The 17,339-nt window shown below is 48.7% G+C and carries 14 protein-coding genes; 3 read left to right on the forward strand and 11 right to left on the reverse strand.

The features are described 5' to 3' along the window. The first annotated feature begins 19 nt into the window (after positions 1-19). Positions 20-1,822, forward strand: coding sequence for a patatin-like phospholipase family protein (locus J5I83_RS07100; protein WP_304054491.1), 1,803 nt, complete (start codon positions 20-22; stop codon positions 1,820-1,822). An 81-nt stretch (positions 1,823-1,903) separates the two neighbouring features. Here the strand turns inward: J5I83_RS07100 and J5I83_RS07105 are convergent, their stop codons facing one another. The 7 genes from J5I83_RS07105 to J5I83_RS07135 form a co-directional block, all read right to left on the reverse strand. After that, positions 1,904-2,857, reverse strand: coding sequence for a CysB family HTH-type transcriptional regulator (locus J5I83_RS07105; RefSeq protein WP_304054493.1), 954 nt, complete (start codon positions 2,855-2,857; stop codon positions 1,904-1,906). Between the two features lie 36 nt (positions 2,858-2,893). Continuing rightward, a complete protein-coding gene (locus J5I83_RS07110) occupies positions 2,894-3,967 on the reverse strand; it encodes a sulfate ABC transporter ATP-binding protein (protein WP_304054495.1) in 1,074 nt (357 codons plus the stop codon). Further along, positions 3,957-4,853 (reverse strand): sulfate ABC transporter permease subunit CysW, encoded by an 897-nt coding sequence (gene cysW / locus J5I83_RS07115; protein WP_304054497.1) that lies wholly within the window; start codon positions 4,851-4,853, stop codon positions 3,957-3,959. The genes J5I83_RS07110 and cysW overlap by 11 nt, the downstream gene beginning before the upstream one ends. Positions 4,854-4,863: 10 nt before the next feature. After that, positions 4,864-5,697, reverse strand: coding sequence for a sulfate ABC transporter permease subunit CysT (gene cysT, locus J5I83_RS07120; RefSeq protein ID WP_304054498.1), 834 nt, complete (start codon positions 5,695-5,697; stop codon positions 4,864-4,866). Positions 5,698-5,884: 187 nt separating this feature from the next. Continuing rightward, positions 5,885-6,883 (reverse strand): sulfate ABC transporter substrate-binding protein, encoded by a 999-nt coding sequence (locus tag J5I83_RS07125; RefSeq protein WP_304054500.1) that lies wholly within the window; start codon positions 6,881-6,883, stop codon positions 5,885-5,887. 42 nt (positions 6,884-6,925) lie between these two features. Next, the gene (locus tag J5I83_RS07130; protein WP_304054502.1) at positions 6,926-8,659 is read right to left on the reverse strand and encodes an alginate export family protein; all 1,734 of its coding nucleotides are present in this window, start codon (positions 8,657-8,659) and stop codon (positions 6,926-6,928) included. Between the two features lie 135 nt (positions 8,660-8,794). Beyond that, complete coding sequence (locus J5I83_RS07135; RefSeq protein WP_304054503.1) at positions 8,795-8,986, reverse strand: YezD family protein; 192 nt, start codon at positions 8,984-8,986, stop codon at positions 8,795-8,797. Between the two features lie 382 nt (positions 8,987-9,368). Here J5I83_RS07135 and J5I83_RS07140 point away from each other — a divergent pair, with 382 nt between their 5' ends. Both J5I83_RS07140 and J5I83_RS07145 read left to right on the forward strand, forming a co-directional pair. Further along, positions 9,369-10,739 carry a toll/interleukin-1 receptor domain-containing protein gene (locus J5I83_RS07140; protein ID WP_304054504.1) on the forward strand — a complete coding sequence of 457 codons (1,371 nt, stop codon included), beginning with the start codon at positions 9,369-9,371 and terminating at the stop codon, positions 10,737-10,739. Positions 10,740-10,775: 36 nt separating this feature from the next. Next, positions 10,776-14,264 (forward strand): WD40 repeat domain-containing protein, encoded by a 3,489-nt coding sequence (locus J5I83_RS07145; RefSeq protein ID WP_304054506.1) that lies wholly within the window; start codon positions 10,776-10,778, stop codon positions 14,262-14,264. Positions 14,265-14,339: 75 nt separating this feature from the next. On the opposite strand, the gene J5I83_RS07150 is transcribed toward J5I83_RS07145, so the two are convergent. The 4 genes from J5I83_RS07150 to J5I83_RS07165 all read right to left on the reverse strand — a co-directional run. After that, positions 14,340-15,341, reverse strand: a complete 1,002-nt coding sequence (locus tag J5I83_RS07150; protein WP_304054507.1) for a hypothetical protein — start codon at positions 15,339-15,341, stop codon at positions 14,340-14,342. A 103-nt stretch (positions 15,342-15,444) separates the two neighbouring features. Continuing rightward, positions 15,445-16,029 (reverse strand): hypothetical protein, encoded by a 585-nt coding sequence (locus J5I83_RS07155; protein WP_304054509.1) that lies wholly within the window; start codon positions 16,027-16,029, stop codon positions 15,445-15,447. Between the two features lie 31 nt (positions 16,030-16,060). Further along, positions 16,061-16,819 carry a peptidoglycan-binding protein gene (locus J5I83_RS07160; protein WP_304054511.1) on the reverse strand — a complete coding sequence of 253 codons (759 nt, stop codon included), beginning with the start codon at positions 16,817-16,819 and terminating at the stop codon, positions 16,061-16,063. 49 nt (positions 16,820-16,868) lie between these two features. Beyond that, on the reverse strand, positions 16,869-17,339 hold a 471-nt coding region (locus J5I83_RS07165; protein ID WP_369683404.1), incomplete at its 5' end, for a WD40 repeat domain-containing protein.

Here is a 17,339-nt window from a genome sequence, read left to right on the forward strand (position 1 = left end):
TCACGAAAGGGAGGAAATGATGAAAGCTATAGAAAGTAATCAACGCTTGGGGCTAGCTTTATCCGGGGGAGGGTATAGAGCATCGTTCTATCATATCGGCGTTCTTGCGCGCATGGCAGAATTGAGTATGTTGAAGCATGTCGAGTCGATTTCAACAGTATCGGGTGGTTCAATAGTAGGGGCAGCTTATTATCTATTACTGAAAGACCTGCTGGAATCCAAAACCGATCATGAGATTGCTGATTCAGATTATGTTGAGTTGGTACAAGAACTGGAAAAGCATTTCTTAAATGCTGTGCAAAAAAACTTGCGTATGCGAACTTTTGCAAATCCTCTCAAGAATATGCGCATGAGCTTGCCCAATTATTCCCGCTCAGACGCCATAGGTGAGTTATATGAGTACCATATTTACCGGCCTTTAATTAATGTGGGTAATCGCCGCATACGAATGAGTGATTTATTAATTCAACCGAAGGGGGTAGCGCAGCCTTTCCATCCATGGGATACCGTAAACGGTAATCCCAGGCGTAAACACAAAGTGCCTGTACTCATGATTAATGCCACCAGTCTGAATTCTGGTCACAGTTGGTATTTTACCGCCATGAGTATGGGTGAAGTTCCTCCACGAAATTGTACTTTCCGTGACATTGATAAAAGGGATCGCTATCGCCGTATGCGTTATGACGAGATTGATGAGGCCTCCACTGGGAGAAAGCCTTACTTTCTATTAGGGAATGCGGTGGCTGCATCAGCGGGTGTGCCTGGCATATTTCCACCGATGGCTATCTCCAAATTGTACAAAAGTCGTCGCGTACAACTTGTCGATGGAGGTGCATATGACAATCAGGGGATTGCAAGCCTGCTCGATCCTGATTGCGTTTGTAGCGATTTTGTCGTCAGTGATGCTTCAGGCCAAATTGAGGCCACTAATAAGCCTCGAACCGATTTGTTATCGGTGCTTTCCACGAGTAGCTCAATTTTGATGAGGCGTGTGCGTGAGGAGTTAGTTAATAATCTAATACAGACTCAGCCTAAGCACGTTGCTTATTTCCATTTGGCTCGTGGTTTATCTGCAAGAAAGATCGATTGGGCGCCCAGCGATAAAATAGAGATAGAGGCTGATTCTTCAGTGTCCCAATTTGATGTTTCGGAGGAAGCGCAACGTACATTGTCAAAAATCCGGACAGATCTGGACTCTTTCACCGATGTGGAGGCGGGATGCCTGCAAGCGAGTGGTTATCAAATGTCAAAACCAGAGCTTTTAAAATTAAAATCGTATGTATCATCTGCGCATCTACAAGGAAGCTGGCAATTTAGTCAGTATCAACCGCTGCTAAAAGCAGGTGACCCTAAAACGCTCAATCAGCTGAAGCAAGGACGCTACAGGTTTTTCAAACCGCTCATGTACGCCATCAAGGGAGCTACAGGGTTTAAGCAGTCATTGGGTTTAATATTAGTAAGCGTACCTGTCATTCTGAGCCTTGCGCTTATTTTCCTTCTTGTTCATTCTCTGTTAGAGAGCATGTTAGATATCAATATTTGGAAGATCATGAGCGACCAAGAAAGCTTCCAGCAATTCATGTTTAAGGCAGCGCCCACGATTTATTTGTTTTTGGTATTGTTTATTCTATCGAAAGCTGCTGATGTACTGCTCAAAGGAACCGGTAAATGGATTAATATCTTCTATCAAATATTGAAGAGTCCAATGAGGCTCATTGCTGGTCTATTCACTCGTCTTATTTTGCCTTTGGTATTTGCTATACCGATAATTATCTATCTCTATACCATTGATAGATACTTTATTAAGACAATGGGAAAGTAACCCAATCTCCTGATCTGAATTATTTTTTATAAAATAATTCAGAGAGATAAGTTCTGGCTATAGCTGGGGACTGACTAAAATTTAACATTTGCTGCGGGTTGCTGGAATTTCTGATCTTAACCAAGAGAAAGGGGATTCGCTGGATTCCCTGAGTGTAGGAATGCAAAGCTCTATAAAGTAATAGGCGAAATCGCGTAGATAGTGATTCTGGCGAATCGAAATAGAGGTGGTATTCTGTTCAAATAAATGTGAGGCGTCCAGTTTGACCAGCAGGAAATCCCGTTCTGGCACGAATGCTACCGAGGCAATGATGCCTACCCCCAGCCCCAGAGCAACATAGGTTTTGATTACATCGGCATCCAGGGCAGACATAGCGATATCGGGCGTCAGGCCTGCTTGCGCAAAGGCTTGATCGATCCGCGACCGGCCGGTGTAGCCCTGGTGGTAGGTAATGACCGGAAATGCAGTAATGGCTTCAAGCGTGAGCGGATGAACCGACTGCAGGGGATGTCCGGCAGGCACGATGATGGCATGGTGCCATGTATAATAGGGAAAAGAGATCAAATCGGCAGTGTCTTCCAGCGCCTCTGTTGCGATACCGATGTCTGCCTGGCCATCAAGCAGCATCGATACGATTTCATCCGGACTGGATTGATGCAGTACCAGGTGGACTTTAGGAAAGGCTTTCTTAAACTTTTCGACCACGGAAGGTAAGGCATATTGTGCTTGCGTGTGAGTGGTGGCAATCGTAAGCTGGCCTTGATCATGCTGGCTGAACTGCTCAGCCAGGCGCTTGATATTTTTGGCATCGAGCAAGATCCGCTCGACAATCTTGATCAACTCTTTGCCGGGTTCAGTCAGTCCGGTCAATCGTTTGCCCTTACGAACAAATAATTCGATACCTAGCTCATCTTCCAGGTCCTTGATATGCTTGCTGACACCGGATTGCGAGGTGAATAAGGCGTTGGCGACTTCCGTCAGATTGTAATTCTGGCGAACAGTCTCGCTGAGGATACGCAGTTGCTGGAAGTTCAATGGTTGATTCCTTCGTTGATGTTTAGTTGTTCTCTGTTAATGCAGTTGATGAGGAAACAGATCAAGGCGGCGTGGCTTAATAAAAACCTGGTCACCTCTTCTCAATTGCAACTCACGGAATCGTTCCTTGCTGATCTCGACTTGAACGAGGTTCTTGTTTTCATTATCTTCATGCGTCAGTTCTAGTCTTACGACCGGACCAACGGAGAGAATATGAACCACATGCGCTGCCAATGCTGATTCGCCATTAATGGTGCGATCAACCTCGATATCGTGCGGCCGCACATAGGCGACTGCAGCCAGATCCTCAGCCTCGGCATGCTCAGGCGCATCGATTTCAATATCGCCAATCCAGGCACGGCCTTGGTGTATCCGGCCATGGAACAGATTGACATGTCCCAGAAATTCATACACAAACGGGTTAGCCGGCCGCTCATAGACTTCATCGGGTGTACCAATTTGCTCGATGCGTCCCTCATTCATGATCACAACCCGATCGGAAACTTCCAGTGCTTCTTCCTGATCATGAGTGACAAAAACACTGGTGATATGCATGTCATCATGCAGCCTGCGCAACCAGGTGCGCAATTCCTTGCGCACTTTGGCATCAAGCGCGCCGAATGGCTCATCCAGTAGCAATACTTTGGGTTCAACTGCCAAAGCGCGTGCCAAAGCAATGCGCTGACGCTGGCCGCCAGAAAGCTGGTGAGGATAGCGGTCTGCCAGCCAGTCAAGTTGCACCAGTTTCAGCAAATGAGAGACGCGTTCACGGATTTCCTGTTCTTTCAGACGGCTCTGTTTAGGACGAACACGGAGCCCAAACGCGACATTCTCAAAGATCGTCATATTACGGAACAGCGCATAATGCTGAAAGACAAAACCTACCTGCCGATCACGCACATGCTGACTGGTTGCATCTTCGTCATTAAACAATACTTGACCAGTATCGGCTGTTTCCAGTCCTGCGATGACGCGCAGCAAGGTGGTCTTGCCAGAGCCCGAAGGTCCCAGCAAGGCAAGTAATTCGCCTGCCTCGATTTTCAGGTTAACATCGCGTAATGCAGCAAACGAGCCAAATTGCTTGGAAAGATGACGTATTTCAATGCTCATGGTTATTTTCCTTAAGTTTTGTGGTGTGCTTTTGCTGGGTGACTTTTGATTCTACGAACGTTTTGATGGCAAGCGTGATCAAGGCGAGCAATGCCAAGAGCGATGCGACGGCAAATGCTGCTGCAAAGTTATATTCGTTGTAGAGAATCTCGACATGCAGCGGTAAGGTATTGGTGCTGCCGCGAATATGGCCGGATACCACTGACACAGCACCAAATTCACCCATGGCGCGCGCATTGCATAGAATGATGCCGTACAGCAGACCCCATTTGATATTCGGGAGCGTAATGTTCCACAATGTTTGCCAGCCATTGGCGCCTAATACCACTGCCGCTTCTTCCTCCTCCGTTCCTTGCGCCTGCATCAATGGGATCAACTCCCGTGCAATAAACGGCACTGTTACAAAAATCGTTGCCAGCACGATGCCAGGCACTGCGAAGATCACTTTGAGATCGTGTTCGGCCAGCCATGGTCCTAGCCAGCCTTGCAGACCGAATACCAGCACATAGATCAATCCGGCAACGACAGGCGATACCGAGAAGGGCAGATCAATCAGCGTGATCAGAACATTCTTGCCACGGAATTCAAACTTGGTGATCGCCCAGGCAGCCGCGACGCCAAATACCAGGTTAAGTGGCACAGCAATCGCCGTGGCAGTCAGTGTCAATTTGATGGCGGCAAGCGCATCCGGCTCAGTGATCGCAGCAAAATAAACATCCACGCCTTTTTTGAGTGCCTCGTAAAATACCGAAACCAGCGGCACAAACAGGAATAATGTCAGGAAGGCAAGCGCTATGCCAATCAGTATCCAGCGTACCCAGGCAGGCTCTTGGGTAATGGCAGCCTGCTGGCTTTTGCTTGGGTGAGAAATGGTTATCGTCGTCATTGTGCGTCTCTCAGGCTAATGCATTGCGGCGGCGGCTCCACCATTGCAACAGGTTGATAATGAGTAACAGAACGAAAGAAATGATCAGCATGACGACGGCAATGGCCGTTGCGCCAGCGTAGTCATACTGTTCCAGCTTGGTAATGATCAATAACGGCGTAATTTCCGAAATCATGGGCATATTGCCAGCGATGAATATGACTGAACCGTACTCGCCGATGGCACGCGCAAGGGCAAGCGCAAAACCCGTCATGAGCGCCGGAAAAATAGTCGGGAGAATGATCCGCAAGAAAGTTTGCAGCCGGTTTGCACCCAGCATGGCGGCCGCTTCTTCCAGCTCTGTTTCGATATCTTCCAGCACCGGTTGCACCGTGCGTACTACGAATGGCAGCCCGATAAATGTCAGTGCCACATAGACGCCGATAGGGGTAAAGGCGACTTTGATGCCGAGCGGTTCGAGCAACTGGCCAATCCAGCCATTGCCGGCATAAAGCGCGGTCAGAGCGATTCCTGCCACAGCAGTGGGCAGGGCAAATGGCAGATCGATCAAGGCATCGACCAGCCGTTTGCCGGGAAAGTGATAACGCACCAGCACCCAGGCCACCAGCAGCCCAAAGAGCGCGTTAGTCAGGGCGGCAGCAAAGGAAGCGCCAAACGTCAAACGATACGAAGCCAGTACGCGCGGTGTCGTTACCGTCGCCCAAAATTCTGGCCAGGTCAGTTCAGCAGTACGAATAAATGCAGCCGCAAGCGGGATCAGCACAATCAGGCTCAGATAGAGGAGGGTAAATCCCAGCGCCAGATTAAATCCTGGCAGCACGCTATGTTGTTTGAATGTATTCAAGTGTTAACTCCTGATCAATCAGAGATTGTAAATAAACCTATTGCGCATCTTAATTGTTGTGTGGGGTGGTGCTCGTTCATCGTTTATCCATTTAATATGTTTCGCTTTGCGCGCCATCTGCTTTGCGTTTGGGGCGCTTGCTATGATTTTTTGCAACTCTCAGTTGACTTCACCAATACGAAGCTCGTTATTTCAGATAGATTTGATCAAATGTACCGCCATCATCAAAGTGGACCTTTTGTGCATTTTTCCAGCCGCCAAATGCGTCATCGATTTTGAACAGTTTGATGGCCGGGAACTGCCTGGCATACTTTGCCGCAACTTTTTCATTACTTGGCCGGTAGAAATGTTTGGCAGCAATTTCCTGGCCTTCATCCGAATAGAGGTACTGCAGATAAGCTTCAGCGATTTTGCGTGTGCCTTTTTTGTCGACAACCTTGTCGATCAGGGCTACGGTGGGCTCTGCCAGCACGCTGAATGAGGGAATAATGATTTCAAATTTACCCTGGCCATATTCCTTAAGTGCCAGGAATGCTTCGTTTTCCCAGGAAATGAGCACGTCGCCAATGCCACGTTCTATGAAGGTCGTCGCAGAACCGCGCGCACCGGAATCGAGTACTGGCACATTCTTAAAAATATCTGCGACAAATTCCTTGGCTTTCGCTTCACCAAAATGCTGTTTGCCGTATTCCCAGGCTGCCAGGTAGTTCCAGCGCGCGCCGCCAGATGTTTTGGGGTTAGGGGTGATTACGGCAACGCCTGGCTTGGCGAGATCATTCCAGTCTTTGATGCCTTTCGGATTGCCTTTGCGCACCAGAAAAATAACGGTTGAAGTATAGGGCGAGCTGTTACCTGGCAAACGGGTTTGCCAATCGTCTGGCAGGAGCTTGCCATATGCTGCAATCGCGTCAATATCACCAGCCAATGCCAGCGTGACCACATCGGCGTCCAGTCCGTCAATGACGGAACGTGCTTGCTTGCCGGAGCCGCCATGTGACTGGCGGATGGTAATCTTCTCACCGGTCTGTGCTTGCCAGTATTTGCTGAATGCAGGGTTGAATTCCTGATAGAGCTCGCGCGTTGGATCATAGGAGGCATTCAACAAGGTTTTGTCTGCTAATGCATGACTGCTGATCAGTAAGCTTGCTGCCAGGAGGATGATGTTTAACCATTTATTTGCTGTCATCTTTGTTCCTTTAATGGATAAGGTTTGGGTTATTTGAACGCTTTATTTAAATGCTCGAATCGATACTTCAACATAGAAAAAATTGGAACTATCCCGGGATTCTCCCAGTGCCGCCATCTGCCTGTTCTTGGTGAACTCCCCGCTGATAAAGTGTGAATACCCTATGGTGGTGTCGGCCAGCGATGACAATTTGTAATTGACGCGCGCATTGATCGATTGCCCGATGAAATCGCCACTTTCTCCGGTACGGTCACGATTGTTGGGATTAGGGGTTGAAATGTTCAGTAAATTATTGAAACGATCGGTGTCACTGGCGAGCCAGAACCAGCTATAGCCCCCGTCAATGGAGATATCTTTGTGCGGAGAAAACTCGAATACCAGTTTGGGTGCTTTGACGTTTTCCATGACGAGATAGTCATCAGGTGACCACGGCCGTGCAAAGCCGAAGAATCGTTCAAAACGGTTGTCAACATTGTCGTTAGGGTCGCGGTCACCGCTGACAAAACCATAAAAGGCGCTGAGCCGGGGTTTCCAGTCGTGTTTGAAGGAGTAGCCAAATTCAAGCAGATAAGACCAGGCAGATTTTTTCATGCCATTGTCGCGGCCAAACTGATAGATCGCGCCCAGATCGAAATCGATGTTGGTATTGGGCAGCACGCCATAGGCACGGATGGCTGGTGAATAGATATCCCGCTCGGGCTGACGTCCTTCCCGGTCATCTTGTTTGAGTCCCATGAAATAGGGCTGCAGCGTAATGACATCTGACCACTTGCGCCAATGCCCTACTGCGCCATAAAACCATTGGCTTTTATTGCGCCCATCAAATTCATCGATGTCACGAATGACCGGCTGCATGCCCCAGGCATCGAACTCCCAGTCATTGGCCTCTTGTCCAAAGGTGACGCGAAAGCCTTCAAAATTGTTGGTGGTATTGCGCCATTGGTTGTTACCGAGCAAACGCCGGTCAACTGCTTCCCAGGCCATACGGCCACCACGGATCCGGATTGGACGGTTATTTCCCAGATCGTCCTGCCCCAACGCATTCTTGAAATATAGCTCACCATAGGTCTGAATCAGCTCAAACTCATTCCAGTCACGGTTATCTCGTGGGAACTCGCTGTTATAACCGCGCGAGTCCTGAAATTCGACCGCCATCCGAAACGGATCAAGGATATTCCTGATCCCTACGTACGCACGAGTCCGCAGTAAGAATGGGTAATCGGTTAACAGGTTATTGCGCCGGATATCACCATCACGCAACTCAAAACGTGTGCGGTGATCAAGACCGGCATCGAGCCAGTTGAGATCCTTGAATATTTCGTATTCAGTCTTGGCCAGATTACGCACATAGCGGGGCGGATCAGATTCAGGATGGGTGGCATAGCTGCGCGCACGCTGAAAATAGGTTGTTTTCTGGGAGGCTTCGACTATGGCGGCCGCAGGTTGCGCAGTTGGTTGTTCCTTGGATTTAACGGCCCACTTGTAGGCATCCTCCCCAGCCGCTTGAGCAGTTTGCAGGACAGCTTGCCGAGAGGTAGCGTTTTCGGTAAAGGATTGAGCACCCGCAATCTTCTGGAACCACGCCACCGATAGTATGCTTCCAATCAACATGAAGGTGCTGCTTTTAACCAAGAATGGCTTAGTTCTGTTAAATACTGGAAATAAGGTATTTTTTAAGATGGCAATCGTCTTAAACTGGAATTTGATAATAGTTATCAGCAGTAAGAAAAAGACTTCTCCTGCTAATGCAAATAATTTTTGCCAAAGGTACTTCATTCATCTCTCCCCGCTGTCCTTCCGGTATTCCGGTCAGGCCAAGGTTGTGCATTTTTTTCTTTCTCCAGTTTTCTGGTCGAGGTGATGTCGAGTATTTGAGCAAACATGAGCTGAGTGCGTTAAATTTTGAATTCGTTATTTGAGTTTATGAATAGGATCAACTTGATGGATACGAATTTTTTCCCGGCACTCGATTTGCACGACCTGATTAGCATGAATCACAATCTCGACTGAGCCATATTGAATGCTGGCAATGGCTCGCAGAATCTCTTGCTGGATATCCTGAGGGACTGATCGGCTGTTCGCTGGTGTCGTGCTGTTTGTCATTGCGTTGAAATAATTAGTAACTTCGATGGTTGCGAACTTTATCAGTCATTCTATATATGTAGAAATAATATTAATTCATTTGTTTATCACTTTTTCATATATATAGAGCAATAAGAATGCTTGACAAAGCCCTGGATGCTTTCCAGTTTCACCAAAGATTTATTTTTGCGCGGTTTATCCGGCATTTTGTCTTTGCTGCGCGTATCAGCAGATAGCAGGGCTATTTCTTACTGTCAGCGCGGCGGTGTCGAATAAGAACTTCGAAGTATAGAAACACATGGCAATCAGCAGGAAAATGTATTTTGGCGGTATGATAGACTGACATAGTTGCTGGCATCATAAAATTTACCTGAATAGTACATAAAGAATCGGTAAACATGCGATGGATGAAAAAAGCTGGGACCGTTTGTTGAAATCGATCGAAGATGGATTGGTGGTACCCGTGCTGGGTCCACAAATCCTGATCGCCCAGGGCAGCAACGATTCCTTGCAGGCGCAGGTTGCGCGTCAGCTTCTGGCATCCTATAACTGTGATCCCGGCAGTAATCCGTTGCCGCCGTTTCGCGAAATGAATGAAGCTGTCACGCGCCTCAAGCGCGATCATAAGCTCCAGGATTTATATGGCGATATTCACGATGCGATCGAAAAGTTGATGCCCAAAAGTGAAGCAGCGATGCCGGAGCCAGTCAGACAGATTGCAGCCATTAGCCATTTCCGTCTGTTCGTAACCCTGACGCCGGATGAGCTGCTTGCACGCAGTCTGCGGACGCGATGTGTTGTCAATGAGATCGTTCATTCTCCTTATTTGCCCACGAGCGAAGGAGCTGATTTACCTGCCGATTGGTTGTCGCGCGCAGGGGAAGTGTTTTTGCTCTATTTGTTCGGCAAATCGAGACCTGCTCCCATGTTTGCAATTCATGATGAAGATATTCTGGAATATGTGCATAACATTATTGCGCGCGGTAGTCATGTGCCGGTCCGGTTTTTAGCTGAATTGCAACAGCGTAATTTGCTGCTGATCGGTTGCAATTTTCCAGCGTGGCTGAGTCGCTTCTTTTTGCGTCTGACCAATCAGCAACGACTTTCGGACACGCAAAGAAAGCGCGAATGGCTTGTGGAAGCATTGCAAGCAGAAGAGGAGCTGATCTATTTTCTAAAAAGCTACAGCGCGGGAACAGAAATTCTGTCTGATATTTCCCCCACAGTATTTATTGCTGAACTGCATCAGCGCTGGCTGACGCGTCATGGCGCAGCAGAGGAGGTTACATCCACACAAGCTGAGGTGATTCCCCGCAACACCATGTTCTTTATCAGTTATTGCCGTGCGCCTGATTATTCGGTAGCCGTAAAACTGATGGAATCGTTGAAATCGCTGGGTATAGCAGACAATGAAATCTGGTTCGATAAATCGGTGATCGAGCCGGGGCAGGATTTCCGGGAACGTATCCTGACTGGTATCCGCACGTGCCGTTATTTCGTTCCGCTGATCTCCAGTTCAGCCGATCAACTGGATGAAAAGTTTTTCCGGCGGGAATGGAACGAAGCGCTTGACCGGAGTAAATCGATTCAAGGCAGAACATTCGTTGTTCCCATGATCATCGATCAGGCTTACGATCCGGAACAATACCAGCGTGTGCCGCACGAATGGAAAGATAACTTGCATTTTGGCCACGCACCGGGCGGTCTGCCAGATGAGCAGACCAATACACTATTAAAGAAACTTATCCGCGCTGAACGGCAACGCAGTGTTTAAGCGATGACTCCTCCTCCCCAATCGCCGCTGACGAACATGTCCGAATCCATTCTTGCTGCGGACGAAACGAAAGCAGAGATTCGGCTGACAGCACAATCACCGTGGCCGGGGCTGGCTGCTTACGATGAAAACGCGAGCAACTTCTTTTTTGGCCGCAAAGAGGAAGCTGCCGAGCTCGCACGCATGATCCGGCAGACACCTCTGACCGCGTTATATGGTAAATCCGGACTTGGCAAAACATCGCTATTGCAAGCAGGACTTTATCCACTCTTGCGCGCAGAGCATTTTTTTCCTGTTCATTTGCGACTCGATTTTGCTCTTTCGGCTTTATTACCTCCACTTGAGCAGGCGATGCAGAAATTGCAGGAAGCGCTTACAACAGCGAATGCCGAATTTCCAGCGCCGGCAAAAGATGAAAGCTTGTGGTGCTACCTGCATCGCCGTGATCTGGAAATATGGAGTCAAGACAATTATCTACTGACGCCGGTACTGGTATTCGATCAATTCGAGGAAATTTTTTCCCAGGGCGAGCTGATGCCCGCGCAGCTGCAGTTGACATTGAATGCGCTGGCCGATTTGATCGAAAATCGTATTCCTACTGAACTCACCCTCGCAGAAACCAGTCGGCGTGTTCTGTCCGACCTGGATCTGCAGGCACAACGCTATCGCGTCGTATTGTCCTTCCGCGAAGATTTTCTGCCGGAAATTGAAGGCTGGCAGCGGCAAGTACCTTCTCTGTTGCGTAATCGCCTGCGTTTATTGCCGATGTCTCGTGCACGGGCGATTGAAGCTGTTATGGCAGCAGGCGCTGCTGTGCTGGCAACAGGGGTTGCAGAACCGCTGGTCGATTTCGTCGGCAATCTTGACTCAGCCACCGCCAGTGCGCTACCGGTGATCGAGCCGGTACTGTTGAGTTTGTGCTGCTACCAGCTCAATCAGCGTCGTTCAGCCGAGGGCAAGATCGATCTTGAGTTATTGCGTCAGGCGGGCCAGGATATTTTGCAGGATTTTTACAACCAAGCACTGGCGGGTCTGCCCGCGATCGTGTCGGAATTTATCGAAACCCATTTGATTCAGGGTAACCGTTATCGCAGCAGCTATCCCGTTGACCAGGCATTGCAGGATGGATTCCTGACGAGAGAGCAGCTTTCGTTGCTGGCAACCAAATATCGCCTCCTGCGCATCGATCAGCAATTAGGCGTCAGTCGCATCGAGCTGATTCATGATCGGCTGGTCAGTGTCGTCAGCAAAGCGCGTAACGAGCGTTTGCGACAGTTGGAATTGCAGCGTCTGCGAGCTGAGGAGGAGGAGCGGCGTCGCCGCATGGCGCTCGAAACCGCGCTGGAAAAACAGGCGACGGCAGAGGCGCTGGCAGCCGAACGGCTGCGCGCCACGGAAAGGGCGCAAGCAGATGCAGCAAAGTTGCGCCAGCAGGCGCGAAAACTGCAACGCAGATTTTGGGTTGTCATCATTTGGATCTGCACAGCAAGCTATTGGTTTTATGATGCCAATACTGAAAGAAAAGAAAGAAAGCTAGCGCAGCGCGAGATCATCAGCCTGCGCCTGGTAGCCGAGAGTCTGGATATCTCGCATGGCATGCGACCAGGGGGCGATGAACGCGCTATGCTGCAATTGCTGGCAGCACAACAAATTGCACCTGGTAATAAAAAGGTGGATGCAGCGCTGATCACAGTATTGAATAGAAAATACAATACGCGAAAAATCTGGACGACAGATGCACCAATCCATGCCATTGCATTCAGTTCAGACAGTATGCGTCTGCTTTCGGCTGGTGACGACGGTATATTGCGTTGGTGGGAGGCGCAAACCGGGCAATTGCTCGGTGAGCCGATACAGATCGCCGAACAAGGAATGAGCAGTATCGCCATTTCACCTGATGGTAAGCAGTTGGCAACCGGAGATGCCAAGGGAGCGGTACGCTTGTGGGATATCGATACTAAACGACTCACTAGAGAGATAAAAGGCGACGGGCCTATCTATTGCATGGCTTTTTCATCTGATGGTAAGCAGTTGATCATGGCAGGTGAAGGCATATTCCAGTTGTGGAATCTGGCAACCGGCGAACCGATGGGTGCACCTTGGCAAGGGCATGATGGCGCAATCCGCAGCGTCGCCTTTTCCCCTGACGATAGCTGGCTTGTTTCAGGGAGCGAGGATAAAACACTGCGGCTATGGGATATGCATACCCGGCAGCCGATAGGTGAAACATGGCGTGGACATAACGGAATCATTACCAGCGTTGCTTTTTCTCCTGACGGCACCCGTATCGTTTCAGCTAGCGAGGATAAAACGCTACGGCTATGGGATAGTCGGACTGGTCAGCTCGTCGGTCAACCTCTGCGCGGACATGAAGGCGCTGTGATCAGTACCACATTTTCACTTGACGGCAAGCTGATTGCATCAGTCAGTCGCGATGCCACGCTGCGGTTATGGGATGCCAGTAATATTCAATTCATTGATGTGCCGCTGCAAGGGCACGAAGATATGGTGGCGAGCGTCGTGTTTAGTCCGGATGGCAGCCGTATTCTTTCGGCCGGTGACGACAAAACGCTGCGCTTGTGGGATGCCCATACCGGTGAGTCGATCGGCGAACCGATGCGAGGCCATGAAGGAACGCTCAATGGTGCTGTGTTCAGTCCCGATGGCAGCCGCATTGTGTCAGGTGCAAGCGACAAGACGCTGCGGCTATGGGATGCCGCTAATGGCCAGCCGATTGGTAACCCATGGTATGGGCATGAAGACGGCGTGGAGACTGTCGCCTTCAGTCCTGATGGTACGCTGATTGCATCGGGTGGTAAGGACAATGCTGTACGTCTATGGGATGCCCACACGGGCCAGCAAATCGGTGCACCGATGCGGGGACATGAGAAAATGGTCAGGAGCGTGGCTTTTAGCCCAGACAGCGCCTTCATTGTTTCCGGGAGTTACGATCAGACTTTGCAGCGCTGGAATGCAAAGACAGGTCAAGCTGTCGGCGCACCCATGCGCGGGCACGAACGGGATGTCGTGAGTGTTGCTTACAGCCCGGATGGGCAATATATTGCTTCCGGCAGCAAAGATAAAACGGTGCGGCTGTGGAATGCGCATACTGGCCAGTCTCTCGGTGAGCCGTTAGTGGGCCATGAAGAGCGCGTCAATAGTGTCGCTTTCAGTCCTGATAGCCGCCGTATTATTTCAGGCGGTCACGATATGATGCTGCGGTTATGGAACGTAAACAGTGGTCTGCCGATAGGCAACCCCATGCCCGGGCACCTGGGCTCAGTATCAAGCGCGGTATTCAGTCCTGACGGTACGCGCATCGCCTCCGGCAGTGCCGACAAGACCGTGCGCCTATGGCCAGCCACCACGGCATGGAGCGATGCGCTCTGTAATAAATTGACGCGTAATATGAGTATGATGGAATGGCATGAATGGGTATCGCCTGATAGCAAGTATCGAACACAATGTCCTGACTTGCCCGTTCCTGCCGATACTGCTTTGTCCCGTAAAACACCTCAATCATGATATGTTGGCTACTAACGGCTATAGCGAAGATGGCATCACCAGATTTATAAAGAAATTATGTTTTTCCAGAATGAATTAAGTTTTTTTAACTGGCTGTTCTATCTCGGGCTTACGTATGCCATGGCGAACGCTTACAACTTTATTGAGTAAGTCAAACCAGAAGGGAGCGCCAAGTGATACGGCAAGGGCGGTCATGAACCAGCCAAGCCAATCTGTCAGTGTGGCCGAAAGTAATTTCAAAACGCCTTCTGGCCAGCCGATTGGTAGCAGCCCCAAAGTTGAATTGCGTGTCTGAATAGCATCGACCAGTCCTTTGAAAGGAGCACACGCGTTATCGCTCATAAGTTTGTCGCGAGGCAAGTTAATACATTGCTCAAAAGACGCTTTATTGGTTTGCTCGGCAATTTGAATGGCGAGAGAAGTTGTCGCATCGCGTGTTTCTTTGTCCCGGTAAAGGTGCTGGGTGAGTGTGATCGTATTAATATTTAGAGTTACTGCAATGGCTAGCCCAACGCCAAAACTGATGATCTGCAGATTCCGTTTATAACTTTCGCTCATCATTGTGAGTGATCGATCTAACCAATCACTGATTGCAGTAGAAAAATTTTCAATGGTACTGCCGCTTGTTCTTACAATAGCCTGCAGCTGAATCGTCAGTGCTGAATCTGTTGATAATTTATCAATTGTTGCCGAAATTTGGTTTACTGCATTGTGAGTATTGCCAGCAGATAAAAGGCTGCCAATGAGCATGCGCCCCAGTATATTGGGATCGACATAGGAAGGTAATCTATTGGTCGGGAAGAATGTGATCAATAGCCGTTTCAGTTCATCGAAAATGATATAAAAACCTTTCTTTTTCGGTTGTTCTGTGAAAAAGGGCTCAAGTGCCGGATTTTTTAATAATGTTTGCTTAATCGCATCATTATCAATTAATTTATTCAGGGCAGCACGTAATTGGCGCCCACGCAAATTGAGCATTTGAGCGATGTACTCATTGATAATAGTCACAAACAAGCTAACCCCAAGATAAATGAGAGTTAATCCGATAGCCACGTCTATCCATGTTGTAAGATTCATTTTTTTATCACCTATGGGTTAAAAATTTTGCTTAAATTGGTAAATCATTGAGTTTGAAGAAATAAATAGAATCTATTTATTAATTTAGACTCAGAAAATGACTTCACGGCAGCTGTTCAGTTTTAAGCATCCGTTTACAAACAGCACCAGAATCCAATAATTTGCGAGCCATCGTGTTATTGCTGGCAAGACCTAGAAAACATGCACTAGATTTTTTGAGTCCGATTACAAATAACCTTGAGACATTTGAAGTACCAAGATTGGCTGATCGAGCATCAGGAGTTTGTGCTGTAACGCGGAAGATTAAACCAGCAACAACACCGGTATCGCTCATTCTTATTTCTGCAGGTGCATTACCAACGTTAGGAAAATAACCAAATTGATTTTCTTTTTCATAAACAACTTCATCCTCGCTAGACCATATGGTGTTACCTATAGCGAGATCAATCCAGGATCGCTCATCAGTTGACACAATAAATAACTTCAAGGGTTCTGATTGAACTATGGCCCTGGTCGGGCATTCGCTTACTACAAGATCGCGGGAAAGATAATGACGAATAACCAGATCATCCGGTGCCTTGCAAGACTGTGCTTGCAAGGATACGTACTCGCTGTCTTCTTTGCTATAAGCGGTGATAATGGGTGTACTTATTACCGCAATGAGTATTGTGGATATAATAAATCGCATAAATAACCCTGCTCAGTAACGCAATCTCATTTTATAAACCTAATGCTTCGGCCGTTTTTGGACCAACAATGCCATCTGGTATAAGGCCTTTTTCAGCTTGAAATGCACCGACATCTGCATGCGTAGCTGAGCCAAAGATACCATCCACTTTCATTTCTGCTCCTAAAAAATTGAGTCGCTCCTGCAAGTGACGCACTTCGGGTCCACGATCGCCAATACTCAATGCGAATTCAGGTGCGACGACAGCGTGACCGAAGAGGCCAGCTTTATGAAATTCTCGTATACGGTCATCTCCAACCTCGAAGTGCATACTGTCCTCAGTTCCAAAGTCAGCTCCCCAAAACCATCCTTGTTTGTTAAAAAATGGAGCGAGATCTACCAACCCTTGCAGAACTTTGCCATCTCCTCGTCGATCAAGTTGATCGTTGATTTTGATATCGATAGCAGTTCCCCACGAATGATTGCTGATCGATGTCTGGGAACCACGAACCAGGCGGCAACAGAGCATCCCGGCAGTGCCCAATGCTGCATGCAACTGAGGATTGTTCATCTTGACACGGATAAAAATAGCGCGTAAATCATCGATTGCGGGTTTGAGGCCGGTTATTCTAAATGGCCCAACGTCTTCCAATACAATCAGTTTTTTCAATGTAGTATGCGTAACAGGCTGGCAATCGCTATCATATGAAGAACGCGGATTACCCAGTAATGTCAGCATGGTTTGCTGTTTAGCGTTTCGTACACCTGTATTAATGTCTGCAGGTACGTTTGTCAGGTCATTTAAACTCATGATCTACTCCTTTCAGAATTTTTGGGAGGAAGTTCGTGGAGCGTTTCTATTAGTGGCTTTGCTTGCGTTCTTCTTCGCCGCATGCCCGGCTTTGCTCGGGTGTTAGCGCTTGAATTGTGGCTTGATTTCGAGGATCAAAAAGGCCTAACTGTTGACGCTCAGCTTTACTCAACGGGCAGAGCTTCTCGGCGCGTGCTGCCAATTCTTTGAGAGAGAGCATAAAAATACTGGCATCCCACAGGCGCACCGTTTTGTCCATACTGCCTGACACGATGCGCCGTCCGTCCGGGGAAAACGCGATACTCAAAACTGCATCCTGATGACCCAGCAGAGGCTGGCCGATCTGTTGTCCTGACTCAGCATCCCGCAGGCGTATTGTGCTGTCCCAGCTGCCGGAGACGATGCGGCGGCCGTCCGGGGAAAAAGCGACACTTGAAACGGCATTCTGATGTCCCAGCAGGGGTTGGCCGATGGGTTGATCCGACTCAGCATCCCACAGGCGCACGGTGTTGTCCCAGCT

This window comes from Nitrosomonas communis (assembly GCF_024102715.1).
GTDB classification, from domain to species: domain Bacteria; phylum Pseudomonadota; class Gammaproteobacteria; order Burkholderiales; family Nitrosomonadaceae; genus Nitrosomonas; species Nitrosomonas communis_B.